Annotated in this window: 15 protein-coding genes, 1 tRNA gene and 1 other RNA gene; 7 read left to right on the forward strand and 10 right to left on the reverse strand. The window is 66.6% G+C overall.

Going from position 1 to position 15,401, the window contains the following annotated elements; translation table 11 throughout:
* Window positions 1-7: 7 nt before the first annotated feature.
* Both JT689_RS03790 and JT689_RS03795 read left to right on the forward strand, forming a co-directional pair.
* Window positions 8-289, forward strand: a complete 282-nt coding sequence (locus JT689_RS03790; RefSeq protein WP_010902407.1) for a ribonuclease P protein component 4 — start codon at window positions 8-10, stop codon at window positions 287-289.
* A 47-nt stretch (window positions 290-336) separates the two neighbouring features.
* Window positions 337-579 (forward strand): YhbY family RNA-binding protein, encoded by a 243-nt coding sequence (locus JT689_RS03795; RefSeq protein WP_010902408.1) that lies wholly within the window; start codon window positions 337-339, stop codon window positions 577-579.
* Between the two features lie 15 nt (window positions 580-594).
* Here JT689_RS03795 and JT689_RS03800 read toward each other — a convergent pair whose 3' ends face one another.
* Window positions 595-1,056, reverse strand: a complete 462-nt coding sequence (locus JT689_RS03800; RefSeq protein WP_205251571.1) for a universal stress protein — start codon at window positions 1,054-1,056, stop codon at window positions 595-597.
* Window positions 1,057-1,147: 91 nt separating this feature from the next.
* Window positions 1,148-1,458, reverse strand: an RNA gene (gene ffs, locus JT689_RS03805) — signal recognition particle sRNA.
* A 104-nt stretch (window positions 1,459-1,562) separates the two neighbouring features.
* Here ffs and JT689_RS03810 point away from each other — a divergent pair.
* Genes JT689_RS03810 through JT689_RS03820 form a run of 3 tightly spaced genes read left to right on the forward strand, consistent with a single transcriptional unit; the run spans window position 1,563 to window position 3,922 of the window.
* Window positions 1,563-2,624 carry a hypothetical protein gene (locus tag JT689_RS03810; RefSeq protein ID WP_205251572.1) on the forward strand — a complete coding sequence of 354 codons (1,062 nt, stop codon included), beginning with the start codon at window positions 1,563-1,565 and terminating at the stop codon, window positions 2,622-2,624.
* Window positions 2,625-2,632: 8 nt separating this feature from the next.
* Complete coding sequence (locus JT689_RS03815; RefSeq protein ID WP_010902410.1) at window positions 2,633-2,914, forward strand: DUF5798 family protein; 282 nt, start codon at window positions 2,633-2,635, stop codon at window positions 2,912-2,914.
* A gap of 27 nt (window positions 2,915-2,941) precedes the next feature.
* A complete protein-coding gene (locus JT689_RS03820; RefSeq protein ID WP_012289191.1) occupies window positions 2,942-3,922 on the forward strand; it encodes a PLP-dependent cysteine synthase family protein in 981 nt (326 codons plus the stop codon).
* A gap of 9 nt (window positions 3,923-3,931) precedes the next feature.
* On the opposite strand, the gene JT689_RS03825 is transcribed toward JT689_RS03820, so the two are convergent.
* The 3 genes from JT689_RS03825 to JT689_RS03835 form a co-directional block, all read right to left on the reverse strand.
* Window positions 3,932-4,345 (reverse strand): CoA-binding protein, encoded by a 414-nt coding sequence (locus JT689_RS03825; protein WP_205251573.1) that lies wholly within the window; start codon window positions 4,343-4,345, stop codon window positions 3,932-3,934.
* 32 nt (window positions 4,346-4,377) lie between these two features.
* A complete protein-coding gene (locus tag JT689_RS03830) occupies window positions 4,378-5,025 on the reverse strand; it encodes a hypothetical protein (RefSeq protein WP_010902413.1) in 648 nt (215 codons plus the stop codon).
* Window positions 5,026-5,139: 114 nt separating this feature from the next.
* Complete coding sequence (locus JT689_RS03835; RefSeq protein WP_010902414.1) at window positions 5,140-5,982, reverse strand: geranylgeranylglycerol-phosphate geranylgeranyltransferase; 843 nt, start codon at window positions 5,980-5,982, stop codon at window positions 5,140-5,142.
* Between the two features lie 116 nt (window positions 5,983-6,098).
* On the opposite strand from JT689_RS03835, the gene JT689_RS03840 reads away from it, so the two are divergent.
* Both JT689_RS03840 and JT689_RS03845 read left to right on the forward strand, forming a co-directional pair.
* Window positions 6,099-6,173 (forward strand) — tRNA-Arg (locus JT689_RS03840).
* A 1,443-nt stretch (window positions 6,174-7,616) separates the two neighbouring features.
* A complete protein-coding gene (locus tag JT689_RS03845) occupies window positions 7,617-7,868 on the forward strand; it encodes a hypothetical protein (protein ID WP_205251574.1) in 252 nt (83 codons plus the stop codon).
* Between the two features lie 166 nt (window positions 7,869-8,034).
* On the opposite strand, the gene JT689_RS03850 is transcribed toward JT689_RS03845, so the two are convergent.
* The 5 genes from JT689_RS03850 to JT689_RS03870 all read right to left on the reverse strand — a co-directional run bounded on the left by JT689_RS03850 (window position 8,035) and on the right by JT689_RS03870 (window position 15,357).
* Entirely contained in the window at window positions 8,035-10,404 is a 2,370-nt protein-coding gene (locus JT689_RS03850) for a methyl-accepting chemotaxis protein (protein WP_229373395.1), read from the reverse strand.
* A gap of 152 nt (window positions 10,405-10,556) precedes the next feature.
* Window positions 10,557-12,194 carry an NAD-binding protein gene (locus tag JT689_RS03855; RefSeq protein WP_205251575.1) on the reverse strand — a complete coding sequence of 546 codons (1,638 nt, stop codon included), beginning with the start codon at window positions 12,192-12,194 and terminating at the stop codon, window positions 10,557-10,559.
* A 120-nt stretch (window positions 12,195-12,314) separates the two neighbouring features.
* Window positions 12,315-13,241 carry a hypothetical protein gene (locus JT689_RS03860; protein ID WP_229373397.1) on the reverse strand — a complete coding sequence of 309 codons (927 nt, stop codon included), beginning with the start codon at window positions 13,239-13,241 and terminating at the stop codon, window positions 12,315-12,317.
* Window position 13,242: 1 nt separating this feature from the next.
* Window positions 13,243-14,145, reverse strand: coding sequence for a S49 family peptidase (locus JT689_RS03865; protein ID WP_205251576.1), 903 nt, complete (start codon window positions 14,143-14,145; stop codon window positions 13,243-13,245).
* A gap of 183 nt (window positions 14,146-14,328) precedes the next feature.
* Complete coding sequence (locus JT689_RS03870) at window positions 14,329-15,357, reverse strand: FAD-dependent oxidoreductase (RefSeq protein ID WP_205251577.1); 1,029 nt, start codon at window positions 15,355-15,357, stop codon at window positions 14,329-14,331.
* Between the last annotated feature and the right edge of the window lie 44 nt (window positions 15,358-15,401).

Here is a 15,401-nt window from a genome sequence, read left to right on the forward strand (position 1 = left end):
CTCCAGTATGGCGTCCATCGCGGCCGAGCGCATCGACCGCCTCCACACGCTCGCGCGGGCGGCGGCCCGCACCGGCGACGACGATCGCGCCCGCGAGTACGTCCGGCTCGCCCGCCGACTCGCCGAACGCAACCGCCTCACACTCCCACCGGCGTTCCGCCGGTTCACCTGTGACGACTGCGACGCCGTCCTGGTCCCAGGGCGCAACGCCCGCGTTCGCACCCGCAGCGGCCACGTCGTCGTGACCTGTGACTGCGGCACGCACGCACGATACCCGTACACCGGCTGACCCATGCAACAAGGTTCAAACAGCCCGGGGCGCAAGCACGCACACGAATGTCAGACGATCTGGCGACGAAAGCCCACGAGGCCGACGTTACTGTCTGGGTTGGGAAGGCCGGCATCGAGTCCGTTGTCGAAGAGCTTGCCGACCAACTCGACGACCGCGACGTTGTGAAAGTGAAGTTCCTCCGGGCGGCCCGTGGCGGCGACGACACGGCAGGGCTCGCCGCCGATCTCGCCGACCGCGTCGGCGCGACCGTCGTGGACGTGCGGGGCAACACCGCCGTCTACCACTAACACGCTGGCCCGCGGCTACGGGGCGTCCTCGTCGCCCACGTTCGTTTTCACCACGGTCGTTGACCGGTCGGTCACGCGCAACACGCGATCAGTCACGCTCCCGAGCAGCGACCGGTACTCGTCCGAGCGCCGCTTCGTCCCCAGGATCACGATGTCCGCGTCGACCTCGTCGGCGACAGTCACGATCTCGTCGGCCGGGCTGCCGTACAACACCGCCGTCTCGATGGTGACGCCCGCGGCGTCGGCGCGCTCGGCCAGCGCACCCAAGACACTGTTGCCGTACTCAGTCAGGCCGTGGGCCGGCCCCTCGGCGGTGTCGACGTACTCGTCGCCGCTGTACGCCGTGGTCACCGCCTCGTCGACGACGTACACCGCGTGCAGCGTCGCGTCCATCGCCGCCGCGAGGTTGAGCGCGTGCGTCTCCGCGTTCTCGGACGCCACGCCGCCGTTCGTTGCGAGGCACACTCGATCGTACATAGCAACGCCTGCCACGCCACGGATAATAAATCCGCCCGCTGTTCCCGGCGACCGGGAGCCGTCGCTGTTCGGCTCCGAATTCGGTATGAATGAGTGGACAGTCGGGGTAGCCCGGCGTTCCCGGCCGGGTAGTCCCGGTCGCCTTCTCCACCCCGCGACCCGTCGAGCGACGGGCGTTCGGTGGTCCGCTGCTCACTTCCGTGCCTGGCGGGTTGCCACCGTCGAACCACGACGGAACGCCCCTGCGGGCGCACGCCGCGGACCGCCGTCCCCGACGGACGAGGCTTCCACGTTGGCTTCCGGGGCCCGACCGCGGCGGTCGGACGCGCCCGGTGTTCGGCCCCCGCTGATGACTGTCTCACGGGTGTCGGGCGGAGCCAAACCGCCCGGCCTAGTCCATCTCATCCTACCCGGGTCGTTCTTAAGGGCCTTTCGGGTTCGAGTAAATGACACTTGCTACCGCGTCTCGCGTTAGCACTTTATCGAGGTCCGTCGTGTCCCCGAGTATGTCCGCGCTACCGAACCACTACGAGACCCTCCGCGAGGCGTTCGACTACGACCGCCCGACCGTCGACATCGGCGACGTGAACGCCGGAGTCGTCGACCGTGCGTTCGCTGCGACGACCGACGAGGACGCGCTCCGCGAGGTGGCCGACAGGGAGACGCTGTTCGTGGCGAGCGCCGGGCTGACGGGGCCGCCGCACGTCGGCACCGTCGCCCAGATGTTCGCCGTGAAGCGCCTGCACGAGGCGGGCTTCGACGCGGAGTTCCTGCTCGCCGACTACGAGAAGGTCGCCACGGGCGGCCGCGACCTCGACGTCGTCCGGGACCTCGCCGACGACTACCGGGTGTTCCTCGACGGCATCGGGTACGGCGGCCGCGTCCGGACGCAGTACGACGCCACCGGCGTGATGCAGACGGCGCTCCGGCTGGCACCCTACTTCGACCCGGACGCCAGCATCGACGTCGACGCGGAGCCGACCGAGTGGGTCGCGGAACTCCAGGCCGCGTACGAGCGCGACCGCGACGGCCCCACCGACGAGGCGACGACGACCGACTTCGGGGGCGACGCGGCGAGCCTGCTCTGTCTCGCGGACTTCGTCCACCCGACGCTGGCCGACGACTACGACCAGACGGTGTTCGTGCTGGGCGTCGACGAGCACGCGCTCGTCCGGGCGAACGAACACCAGCTCGCCGACGCGCCCGTCGACGCCGCCTTCGAGGGGCTGTTCACGCGCATGGTTCCGGGGCTCGACGGCTACCCGAAGATGGCGAAGACGATTCCCGGCTCGGGTATCACGATGGACCAGAGCCCCGAGACGGTGCGTCGGCTCGTTCGGCGGGCGGCCGCCGAGGACGACGGCGCGCCGCCGGAGGAATCCACCGTCTACGCGATGCAGTGTCTCGTTTCGGAGTACGATGCGGCCCGGCTGGCCGAACTCGACGCGGCCTGCCGGGCGGGCGGCGAGGCCTGGGACGCGGCCGTCGAGGCGTACGCGGACTCCCTCGCTGCCCCCTCCCGAGCGTGGCCGTCGGAGGGGAAACGATCAACCCACAGGGGCTGTTAATCGGCTGTATGGGATTCGGTTCAACCGCGAAGAAACTCCAAAAAGTCACCGACCTCGCGGACAACCTCTACGAGCGCTTCGAACAACTCCGCCAGCAAGTCAGCGACCTCACCGGCACGGTCGAGGAGACCAACGACCGGGTTGCAGCCCTCGAAACGGAACTCACCGAGCAGCGCGCGATCATCGACGCCATCGCCGCCGAGCACGACATCGACGTCGCGGCGGTCGCCCCAGCCACGGACTCGCCCCAGGACGACGCCGGCAACCCGGACCCGGATGCCAACGACTAAACGCCACAGCCAGAAACCCCCGTACAGATGACGACCCACGACAGACCCCTTGACTCGGTGCTGGACACCGTCGGTGAAACGCCGCTCGTGCGCGTGCAGGCCGCGCCCGACGACGTCCCCGTGTACGCGAAACTGGAATCGTTCAACCCCGGGGCCAGCATCAAAGACCGCATCGGCACGTACATGATCGAACAGATGCTCGCCTCCGGCGAGCTCCCCGAGGGCGGCACCATCATCGAGCCGACCGCCGGCAACACCGGCGTCGGGTTCGCGGTGGCCGCCAGCCAACTCGGCATCGACGCCGTCTTCGTCGTGCCGGAGCGGTTCAGTCTCGAAAAACAACAGCTGATGCGCGCGCTCGGCGCGGACGTGGTCAACACGCCCACCGACGACGGCATGGGTGGCGCGATCCAGCGCGCCCACGACCTCGCCGCCGAGCGCGAGGACGCCATCGTCCCCCAGCAGTTCTCCAACCCCCTGAACGCCGAAGCCCACTACGAGACCACCGGCCCCGAGATCTACCACGCGCTCGACGGTGCTGTCGGCGCGTTCGTCGCCGGCTGTGGCACGGCCGGCACCCTGATGGGCACCAGCCGGTTCCTCCGCGACCAGATCTCGGCGCTGCACGTCACGGCCGTCGAACCGGAAGGGTCGATGTACGCCTCGGCCGCCGGGGCCGACGTCTCCGAAGGCGAGTACAAGACCGAGGGCATCGGCACCCACGACCCGTCGACCAGCGAGCTGTTCGACCCCGAGTTCGTCGACGACGTCACCCAGATCCCCGACGAGGACACGCACGCCGAAATGCAGCGCCTCGCCGCCGAGGAAGCCCAACTGGTCGCGTCCAGCGCCGCCGCGAACAGTCTCGCCGCCATCGATGTCGCCGAGCGCGCCGCCGCCGGACACATCGACCTCCCACACGACTGTGTGGTCACTGTGTTCCCGGACTCAAGCGAGCGCTACCTCTCGAAGGGGCTCTACGGCGACTACGAGGAGTGGGAGGGCTGACGCCGCCCCCTACGGTGCCACCAGGCGCTGGTGGTCGACTTTGATACAGCTGTTCGACACCACCCGAAGGCCGGCCGCCGCGGCGCGCTCCTCGGCGTCGGCGTGCTGGATGCCGACCTGCAGCCAGACGGCGCCGACGTCGTCGCGCGCGATCGCAGCGTCGACGATCCCCGGCACCTCCTCGCGGGGCCGGAACACGTCCACGACATCGACCCGCTGGTCGATCTCGGCGAGCGAGTCGGCCGCCGCATGCCCGAGCACGCGCTCGGCGTACGGGTTGACCGGCACCACCGTGTAGCCGTGCGCGTCGAGATACGCGGGCACCTCGTGGGCGGGTTTCCCGGGCGTCGCCGAACACCCGACGACCGCGATCGTTTCGGCGTCCAGGACTGTCCTGCGCTCGCTGTCGGTGTTGCCTGCCATTCCACCGGCGTACGGCTACCGCGCCGATAAACCTATAGCTCCCGCCACGACGTGTCGTCACCGACGCCCAGTACCCGCGCCCGAAACCCGCCGTCGTGCTCCTGGATGGTGATCACACCGTCGAACAACTGCTTGAGCGTGCTCACGGTCTTGGCGTCGTGAGCCGCCCCGTCAACGGTGAACAGCCCCAGGGCGTCCGCGGACTGCACGCGCCCGGTGAACACGTGCAGGAACCGGAACACGGTCTGCAGGTCGGAGTACATCAACAACGTCGACAACGAATGCAGCAGGATCCGATTGCGGGTGCTGTCGCGTTGCTCGTAGAGGCGCTGTAACAGCTCCGACAGCTCGATCCCGATCCCGGTCAGATCGTTCGGCGAGGACGCGTACCGCACCAACTCCGCGTCGCGCCGCTCACCCCCCATCCCTTGTTGTTTTGTCACACAATCGACGACGCCGAGCGTCGCAGTCTCGGCGTCGCCGACGCCATCGAAGGCATCGATCACGCGGTTGGCACTATCCTTGGTCGAGACGACAAGCGCGCTCTCGCCGGCGTCGGTTCCGGCCGCAAGCACCCGGAACCCGAGATCGCGCTTCCCACTCATCGCTGGTCCCTCCACAAGGAGGTTTGTCCCCTCCGACACGTCGACGCCGGAGAACGCGGCGCCTAACTCGTACATAGTATCATCACCTCCCAACGGTAGTCAGGGGCGGCCCCACAGGCCACCCAGCTCCCCCGTTCTTGCCTGCGTCTACTGTGTCCTGTGGCGGTTATATTCCTTTTGATTAGGCTGTTATGGCGTGACAAGACGCCCGACGACGAACGCCGCCGCGGCGAGCAACTGTCCGCGCTTCAACAGCCGCTGACCGGCGGCTGGGTCCGTGTAACTCCGGGCTGCCGCCACCACCATCACGACCACGCCCGGACACACGGCCACCAGATACCACCACCCGAACACGCCCACGAGATACGGCACCGGACTCGCCGCCGCTGCGCCCACGACGAACACCGCACTGACTGCCAGCGCGCGCTGGTGCCCCACCACCACCGGCAGCGTCCGCAAGCCCGCCGCCCGATCACCAGCCAGGTCCTCGACGTCCTTGATGACCTCGCGGGCGAACGTCGACAGCGCCGCCAACGCCGCCAACACACCGCCCGCAAGCGGACTGCCGACCGCCGCCGCCCCGAACACGAACGTGCTGCCGCCGAGGTACGCCACCAGCGCGTTTCCCGCACCCGGCCGTCCCTTCAAATACTGCGTGTACGTCAGCAACCCGGCGAGGTTCAGTGCCGCGATGCAGACCGCAAGCACCGGCAGCGTCGCCGCCAACGCGGCCGCCCCCACGAACAACACGACGCTGTACGCCAGCGCCCCCCGCGGCGACACCGCACCCCGGGGGATCGCGCGGTCGGGATCGTTGATCCGGTCGACCTCGCGGTCGAAGTAATCGTTGATCGCGTTCCCGCCCGCCGTCGCCAGCCAGGTCGCCCCCACCGCAGCGCCGGTCGCCGCCGGCCGCCCGACGGCACCGCCCGCAACGAACGCCCCGATGAACGTCAACGCCCCCGCCGCCAGCGTGTTCACTGGCCGCGCCAACTCAACCAGCCCGCGCCCGGTCTCCACGCCCGTCCCCATGCGTCGTATCCGCGAGTGGAGCCCACAAAAACCGAGCGAAACCACTGCCCCAGCCACACCGCATCCGTCCCCGAATCACTGGGCTTAAACGTCCCCCCCGAATACCGTGGGATGCAGGGCGCTTAGCTCAGCTTGGACAGAGCACTTGGCTTCGGACCAAGATGCCGCGGGTTCAAATCCTGCAGCGCCCACTCGATTCCTTCCTGAAGCGCGTCCAACTCAGGAGCGCGAGGCTAGACTCGTACACACTAGCGAGACGTGGGTGTGATTTTGAGTTACTGGATGGGGTGAAACGGCCGGGATTCGCCCCGATCTGCCCAGTCACGTCGGCCTCGACCAGCTCGTTGAGACTGCGAGTGCCGAATTATGCACACGAGGTTTGCGGTCTCGTGTGCATATCTCGGAATCGAATTCTGAGCGCGTGAAAACGCTTGTTTGTGTTAACGCCCTCAAAAACCGCCACACGAGAGAGAAATCAAAAGTTAACAGCTAAAGGTCAGAGACGCGACTACGCAGGGCTTCGTATGCGCTACCCAGCGGGCCACGGCTTCCCTCTACGAATTTTCCGGACTCATCGCAGCCTGAGCGATCGCCGGAGCTTCCGTGGTTGTGGTGGTTACTCATTGTCCTACTAATTGGTACAACGGCTCTTCGTATAGAGGTGACGGTTGAGGTGATTGACTTGCCCCTATTTATACAGCGTCCGAAATTACGATCCCTGACCCGATTAACAGACAAACGAGACCCAGAATAAAGAGGATTTGAACACTCCAAAGCAAATTCCGATTTCTCTCCAAGCGAGTCTGCATAACCGAAATAGCATCGTCGTACTCGTCCGATAGCTCAGAAGTGGCCTTCCAAGCATTCCGCCGCTCACTTAGACCATGCCGTATACGCTCCCCAATTCCGTAAATCGGCTGGGAGTACTGTGTAGTTACAATTCCAATTATCAATGAGAAGGTGAGAGATATTAGTCCAATACAGCCTACGTAGACTGCGACGGTAGATATTTTTGGGGCTATAAGATAGGGCCCGTCCGAAGAGGGTTCCAGGAGAAGGCTAAGCCCAGTAAACGTAATTCCCAATAAAACCGCGGAGGTTCTGGTAATACGTAGTGCTCTATCGTCGATGTGCTGCATCATTTCATACTGATTTCTCAATATATTTCTCTCCTCGTTTATAACCTGATTAAATGTGTGGGTGTTGGGACTGTTCTCGTGTTGATTTGGATCAGTACGTTCGGTCATAAGATTGCTATATCGTAGGGAAGGTTAAAATAACATATTTAAATATACTTCTGAACTTTATCTCGATCAGATGTTCTATCTAGGGGGTCCAGCCGCCAGTCCTCAAACTAGGGCCGATGGCGAGGGCCACGTCGTGCTCTACAGAAGGGGCGAGCAAGTAGCAGCTCGAAGGGAGCCTACGGGCTGCTCTGGGTTCTGTACATAACTTCCAGACTCGTTTAGAGTGTCCTGTGGGCGCTCGACGAGCCAAGTGCACTGCTCGTGCGACAACTCGGCGTCTCCGTGCCCCCCGGACGGCGACTCGTCCGGTCTACCACTGGGTGAAAATGTGAGTCACCGAGAACTTCACCAGGGGAGTTTTAGTGGATCGCGAGTCTGGCCCTTCACATGGGAACTTCCGATGATCTCACCGAAGCCGGCGTTCGGCGCGCCGTCAGACAGGGGGTGGCAGACGCGGGGCTGTCCCTCGTCTCGACCGTTTTCTGGACGGTGCTGGCCGTCTTCACGGTTCTCGTTGGCCTCCAAGCGGTACAGCTGGCGTTCCACACCACTGGCTTGGCTGCCGTGGCTTTCGCTGCCGTCGGGATACTCGTGACCGGCGCCAGCGGCTATCTGCTCTATCGCCTCCACTGGGCGTGAGACCCCTCTGTGCAGTGACCTCTCGGGATCGCCCTGTGTCGGGGCGATCCCGCATCGCACCGGTCGGGACGGAACGGCGGGCCCGCCTCGGAGACGCCGTGGTCGCGATCCAACCGCGGTGGGGAGCGTGACCCCCCATAGGGACGGGGCGCACGCCCGCCGCCGCTTACGAGGTGTCGAACTGTTCGGCTCGATCCAGGAGCTCCGTGGCCTGGGTTTGCAGTGACTGCGCGCTCTGGGAGATCTCCTGGATGGCGCTGGTCTGCTCTTCGGCGGCGGCCGAGACGTTGCTGGCTTCGCCGGCCGTCTGATCGCTCACGCTGGCGACCTCCTCGACCATGCGTGTGGCTTCCTGGACGGACGCCGCTTGGTCTTCGGTCGCGTCGTTGATCGACTGGATGCCCGCGTTGGCGTCTTCGACGCGATCGACGATGTCCTCCAGCAGCGCGGCGGTGTCCGTGATGGTGTCCTGTCCGTCGCCGACGCGGTCGCGCATCTCGTACATGTCCTCGGCGAGCGCGCTCGTCGATGCCTCGACCTCCGCGATCAGTGATTCGACTTCGTCGGTTGCGGTCGCAGTGTCCTCGGCGAGGGATTTGACCTCGTCGGCGACCACTGCGAACCCGTCCCCGCTGGTGCTCGCGTTCTCGGCCTCGATGGACGCGTTGATCGCGAGCATGTCCGTCTGGGACGCGATATCGTCGATCATTGTGACGATGTCGCTGATCCGGCCGACCTCCTCCTGGAGGGACTGCATCTCTTCGACGGTCTGCGTGGCCTTGGATTCGATGGCGTCCATCTCCGCGATGGCGTCCGTCGCGGCTGCCTGTCCGTCCTGGCCCATCGCCGCCGCGTCCTCGGCCTGCTGGGCGACGTTGTTCGAGGAGGACGCGATCTCCTCGACGGTCGCCGAGAGGTCCGTCATTTCGCCGGCGGCAGCGGTCAGCTTCTCGTTTTGGTTCTCCGCGCCGGCGGAGATCTGCTCGATGCTTTTCGCCACCGACATACTGGACTGTTCGATCTCGTCGGTTGATGCGGACATCGCGTGCGTTCTGTCGTCGACGGCGTTGGCCGTGGCTTGGATCCGGTCGACGAGGGCTTCCAGCTGCACGAGCATGTCGTTGAACGCCGTGGCGATCTGCGCCAGCGACTCGCGGTCGACGTCCGTATCGAGGCGCTGTGTGAGGTCGCCGTCGGCCGCCTGCTGCATCTGCGTGCTGAAGCGTTCGGCCTGGCGCTCCAGCGAATCGGCAAGCGCCTGGGCCTCCTCGCGGGACTGCTCGGCGTCTCGCTGCGAGCGCTCGGCCTCCTCGCGGGCATCGGTGAGGTCTTCGATGAACGTCTCCAGGTCCGTCTGCATCGCCGTGAGCGACTCCCCGAGGGTTCCGGGCACCTCGTCGTCGAGCACGTCGTTGTCGAAGTCCTGTTGGGAGAGCGCGATGGCCTGCCCTTCGACGGTTTGAAGGTACGATTTGATGTCGCGGAACCCCGACCGAACCCGACCGATCTCGTCGATGCGGCCGTTGTCCTGGATCTCCTGGTCGAGGTTCCCGTCGGCGATCGCGGCCGTCTGAGTGGTGATCTCGCGCAGCGAGCCGATCAAGCCCGCCCGGACCACCGCGACGAAGCCGACGAGACCGATGAGGGTCAGCCCCAACAGCACCCAGATGTTCGTTTGCACGTTGTTCGCGATGGCCAGCGCGTCCGATTTGGGTGTCTCCTTGACGACAACCCAGTTGGTGGCGTCGTCCTGGACGGCCGCGAACGCGATGATCGTGTCCTCGGTGACGACCGTGCCACGGTCCTGGGATTCGATGGTTTCGATGACCCCACTGCCGCCGATGCTCTGGTACTGCGTGAGGAACGCCGACTCGTTGCGGTCGAACAACACGTCCCCGGTGGTGTCGCCGACCGCCGTGGTTTTGGTGCCGTTGATCGCGCTCGTGAACCGCTGTGCGCGCTCGCTGGTCCGAACCACCGCGATGAGCAACGCGTCTTCCTCGGGGACCGGGGACGCGTAGGCGACCGACGGCGTGCCGTCGTCGGTGTACATCCAGGTCTGAACGACCGCGTCGGGCGTCTCAAACGAGACCTCCGAGAACGCCTGCTCCTGTGGCCAGACGATGTTCGTGGCGGCGATGCCCGCGCCCTCGAGTTGCCGGTCGGTGCTGGCGCGTATGCTGCCGTTCTGCCGGCCGACGTAGTGGAGGTGTGCGACCTCCGGCGGGAGGAACTCCCGCTCCGTGGCGAGCGTTTGGCGAACCGCGGCGTTGCTGTCGGCGGTCAGGCCGCGGTGTTTCGAGAGCGTGCGGACCGTCGAGCGCTGGGATTGCACCCACTGCTCTAGTGACCCCGCCTCCTGGTCGGCGTTCGTCAGCAGCGTTGCCTGTTGTTGGTCGGTGAGTTGATTGGAGACCGCGGTCTGCGTGACGACACCGGTGACGACGATGCTAACGATCAAGACGGCCGCAAGCACGCTGAACTTCCGGACGTAGCTCCGCCGCACCCAGTCCGGGAGCCTGTCTTCGAGCGTCACGCGCGACACCCCCCGCTGTTGGTGCCCACTCTGTCTGTGCCCATGATACACGCACTCATGGGCGGCGGACTGATAAACGCATCACCGACGGCGCGCCTGGGGTCGCCACGCTGTCGCGCACGATCACCCGCTCGTCGACCGCCCTACCGGGGTCACACGAACGCGTCGGTGAACGCTCGGATGCCCTCGGTGGTGCCAGCCACCACCAGCTTGTCCCCGTCCCGGACGCGACTGTTCGGGCCGACCTCAGTGATGAGCGCACCGTCCCGGTTGATCGCCACGACCGTGCAGCCGGTTCGGGTTCGCACCAACGCGTCACCGATGCGCGTCCCCACGAGCCCGGGTGCTGCGGTCCGGACCACCTCGATCTGGCGGTCAAGCGCCAGCACGTCCTCGCCGTCGATGACCGTCGACGCGATCATGCGGCCCGTGACAGCCGCCAACGACAGCACGTAGTCCGCGCCCGCACGGTACATCTTCTGAATGCTGCCGGACTCCTCGACCCGCGCGATCACCTCCGTTGCCGGGCTCAGATCGCGGATCACCAGCGTCGCGAACTCGGTGAGCGTGTCGTCGGGCAGCGCCAGAATCACCGACCGCGCGTCCTCGATGCCCGCCGCACGCAGCGTCTCCGGCTCCACCGCGTTCCCCACCACATCGACGCCATCAACGTCCGCGCTGGCATCCACGACGGTGTGTGGCACCCCGGCGGTATCCAACTCGTCGGCGATCGACTTGCCGACGTGGCCGTACCCGATTACGAGCGTCTCCCCGCGCTCGAAGCGCCGAAACTCCGACTGCGTGATCTCCATGAGCGCCTCCAGTTGGTCTTTCCGCCCGGTCACCAACAGCACGGTGCCGTCAGTGAGCCGCGTCTCGGGGTCCGGCGGGGTTTCGAACTCGCCGTTGAACCACGCACCCACGACGTTCACACCCGTTCGCTCGCGGATCCCGCTCCGCGCGAGCGTCGTCCCCTGTAGCTCACTGCCCGGATGCACCGGGAACTCCGCCATCTCGAAGCCGTCCCGGATCTCGACGGCGTCCGCCGCGTCCATCGACACCGACATCGTCACCTTGGACGCGAGACTCCGCCCCAGCAGCGGCCGCGGGGACAGCACGTCGTCAGCCCCCGCGAGGCGATGGTAGGGAATGCGGTCGGGATCCTCCACGACGCTCACGATCGGTACGTCCTCGTTGGCCTCCCGGGCAGCGAGCACGATGCTGGCGTCGACGCGGTCGGACACGTCGGCCACGAGTGCGCGCGCCGACGCCAGGCCAGCGCCACGCAGCCCCGACACCGACTCCGGATCGGCGTGCACAACGTCGACCCCGTCCTCGTAGAGCTCGATCGCCTGCTCGCGGTCGGGTTCGACGATCACGTACGCCACGTCCCGGGATTCGAGATCGGCCACGAGCGCGCCCGCCCGAGACGTGTACGTGCACACGACCACGTGATCGCTGTAGTCGTCGACCACCGTCTGTGGCACCGTCGTCGCGAACGCGTCCTCCATGAGCGGGAACACGAACGCCGGCAGCGCCATGAAGATCAACGCGACCCCGGTGAGGTCCATGACCGCCACGAACACGTTCATCTCCGGGGTCGCCCACGGCGCATCGGATCCATACCCCGTCGTCGTGAACGTCTCCACCACCACCCGGAACGAATGCACGAACGTCTTCGGGTCGCCCTCGAACAGCCGCATCCCGTAGTAGTAGCCCACAGCGAACGCCGCCATCAACCCCAGCAGGCCGAGCGAGTAGGCGGCGGTGCGCCGTTGCCACTTGTTCATGCACGTGTCGTCACACCCACCCCATTAAACGCCACCGAGAACGCAGTCACAGACGGCGCCTCCGGTGTCGGCTCCCCGCCACAAAGAACACCGCACAGCGAACCGCACCGACTCGTAGGCTTACTCGCTCGGCGCCGGCATCCGCCCGCGGTCACCCGTCACCAGGTAGTCCGCGAGGTTGCCCACCAGCACTTCGTTGTCGGCGACGTACGTCCAGTCCGGATCCAGCACCGACGAATCACCGAGCGCCACGATGTTGCCGGTCCGCGCCAGCACGCCGTACGCGTCGGCGTCCCGGGTGGTCGTCAGCTCCGTCTCCGAGTCGGTCTGCAACAACACGTTGTTGCCGGTGACCGGTGCCGCCTGATGCACGACGACGCTGTCGACACCCGCGGTGAGGTCACTACTCCCGGTCGGAGCGGCGTCGATGTTCGCGTGGTTGTTCACGTTGTCCGTGGTGTCGTACAGGTACCCGGAGCCGACCGTCAGCCCGTACTGCGACAACACCGGCGTGAACTCGGCCGCCGACCGGCCGGACCGACCGAACCCGCCGATCCCGAGCAGTCCGCCGCCACCGCCGGACTCCGGTTCGCCCGCCGCAAGCACGCGACCGCCGGCGTCCACGAACGCCGACACGCCGTCGGCCTCAGCCGGCTTGAACCGGTTATCGGGAGCCAGCGAAACGAACGCGTCGGCGCCCCGAAGCGTCTTGTTCAGTTGCTCGCCGCCCGGCCCGCGGTCCGGCTGATAGAACCGAACCTCGTGGCCGTTCTCGGTGAGCGTGTTGATCAGTGGCCGCAGCTGGAACTCGCCGACGCCGTTCCCGTGGGCCTTGTCGATGACGACGACCTTCCCGCTGGTTGTCGCCGACATCTCGATCTGCCCCTCCTCGACGGGCTGCGTGGCGATGTTCGGCGAGTCGTGGCCCGGCACCGACAGCTCCCCCGCGGAGAACGATCCGCTACCGCCAGCGATCATGCCCGGTCCCACGATGGCCGCCGCAACGATGACCGCGACGAGCACGAACGCGCCGATCCGAGATGTCATATCAGCAGGACGCATTTTGGATCACCTCCAGGTCAGGCCCCGCCTGTGGAGCGTATGCAAGGTATTCGTTGGTACAGAACTCCGACGTCGAGACGGCGTTCGCCGCCCCCGTATCGGAGTTGCCGCCGATGATGCTGAGGAGCCCGCCGAGACCGCCCGGGCTCCGATACACGACGCCGTAGTTCTGCACGCTCGCGCGGTCGGCGGCGTCCGCGATCGCCGCGTCGAGGCCGCCGATCTCGTCGGCGAGCCCGATCTCGACGGCCTTGTTGCCGGCGTAGATCTGCGCCCGGCCGATCGTCTCACGGTCGACCGTGAGGTCGTCGCCGCGCTCGTTCATGACCACGTCGAGGAACGACTGCCGGAAGGTCGCGGCACGCGCGCGAGCCTTGTCAGCCGGGCCGGTCGTCCCTTTGTCCGGCGCGGATTTCCACCGCGAGGGGACGCCGTTGTTCTCCGACACGGAACTGATCACGCCAACGCTGCCAACGAGCGAGCTCGGCGTGACGTAGATCTTGTCAGTCGGCGCGATCGTGTAGTAGCCCCCCGAGGCTGCCGGGCCCCGGACGCTTGTTACGACCGGCTTCTCCTGTGCGAGCCGTTTCACCGCGCGGTACTGCACCTCGCTGCCTGAGACAGCGCCGCCCGGGCTGGACACCCGGAGCACGACCGCGTCGATCGAGTCGTTTCCACGGATCGATCGCAGTTCCTTGGCTACCGCGTCGCCTGTCCCACCAGTGATCGCCGATTCGATGTTAACGACCGCGACCGAGTTCTCCGGGCCACTGTCGGACCCCGACTGGAGCGCAACCCCGCCGACGCCGCCAACGATGGCGGCGACGACGATGATGAACGTCCAACTGGTCGCAAGCGTTTTTGCGTGTTTGTCGATTGGATTCGTCATTGTAGTCGATGCACCGTCTGTCGAAACCAAGACGGCGTTCACTCCGTCCAACACGGCCAACTGTCTTAAACGCGCCCACCGGCTCGCAGGACCTGCAAACCCGACGCCGCTCCGTCACAATCATATACCCCCGTCTCAGCGAGCGGCAGCCACCGGCCACGCGGGCCGGCACTCTGACCGCGGCTACCCCCGTGTGATGTGGTCGGCAGCGGCGAGCCCGGCTTCGACGGCGGCGTGGACCCGGCCGTCGCCGGCCACCCAGTCACCCGCGACGTGCAGCCCCGCCTCCCGCACGGCGTCCACAGGCGCGCCCGCAACGGCGTCGTTGGGGAGCGCGTACCGCCACCTCTGGGTGTCCGTCCAGTCGGGGTCGGCCAGCGGGTCGTCGCCGAGCAAGACGCCGGCGGCCCGCGCCGCCACCGCGGCCTGCTTGCTGGCGGGGTGGTCGTAGTGCTCCCGCGACCAGTCGGGAGCCATCTGCACGATCAGGATCTCCTCGCCGTCCGGAACGTGGCCGGCCTTGCAGGCCTCCCGTGAGAGCCACCCGATGTCGTGGCCGTCGTCGGTGTTCACCAGTCCGTACCACTCCCGGTCCAGCTCGAAGGGGTAATGAAGCACGGCGGTGACGATGGGCCGATAGGACACGTCCGCGGCCGCCGCCCGGAGCGCGTCCCGGCGGTCGTCCGCCCAGTCGGTGTTCGACAGCAGCGTGGCTGTCTGCGGGGCGGGCGGCGTCAGCAACACGTCGTCGAAGCCAGTGTGTCGAGTTCCGCCGTCGATCGTTACGGTCCAGTCGCCGTCGTCGGTGCGTGCGAGCGTCTCGACGCGTGTCTCCGTTTGGACGGTGGCGTCGGTCGCCGCGAACAGCCGCTTTGCGAGCTGTGTGATGCCCGCCTCCCACGTCCACTTCGGGTCGTCGTCGCCCCGCCCCGGCGAGAGCTCGCCGTCCCCAGTGAACGTCCACACCGGCGCGGTCACGTCCACGAGTCCGTCGTCACCGAGCGCGCGAACGAGCTCCGCGACCGGGCCGTCACCGGGTTTCACGTAGTTCGCACCGTGGTCGTAGCGACAGCCGTCCTTGCGCCGGGTCGCGGCCCGCCCGCAGACGCCCCGGGACTTCTCGAAGACGGTGATCTCGCGGTCAGCCTCCCGGAGCCCGTACGCGGCCGCCGCGCCCGCGGGACCAGCGCCGACGATTGCCAGCGAATCCATACGCTGTGTTGGCGCTCGCCCGTCAAAAACCCAGGCGGCCAATG

This window comes from Halobacterium sp. GSL-19 (assembly GCF_016917855.1).
GTDB classification, from domain to species: domain Archaea; phylum Halobacteriota; class Halobacteria; order Halobacteriales; family Halobacteriaceae; genus Halobacterium; species Halobacterium salinarum.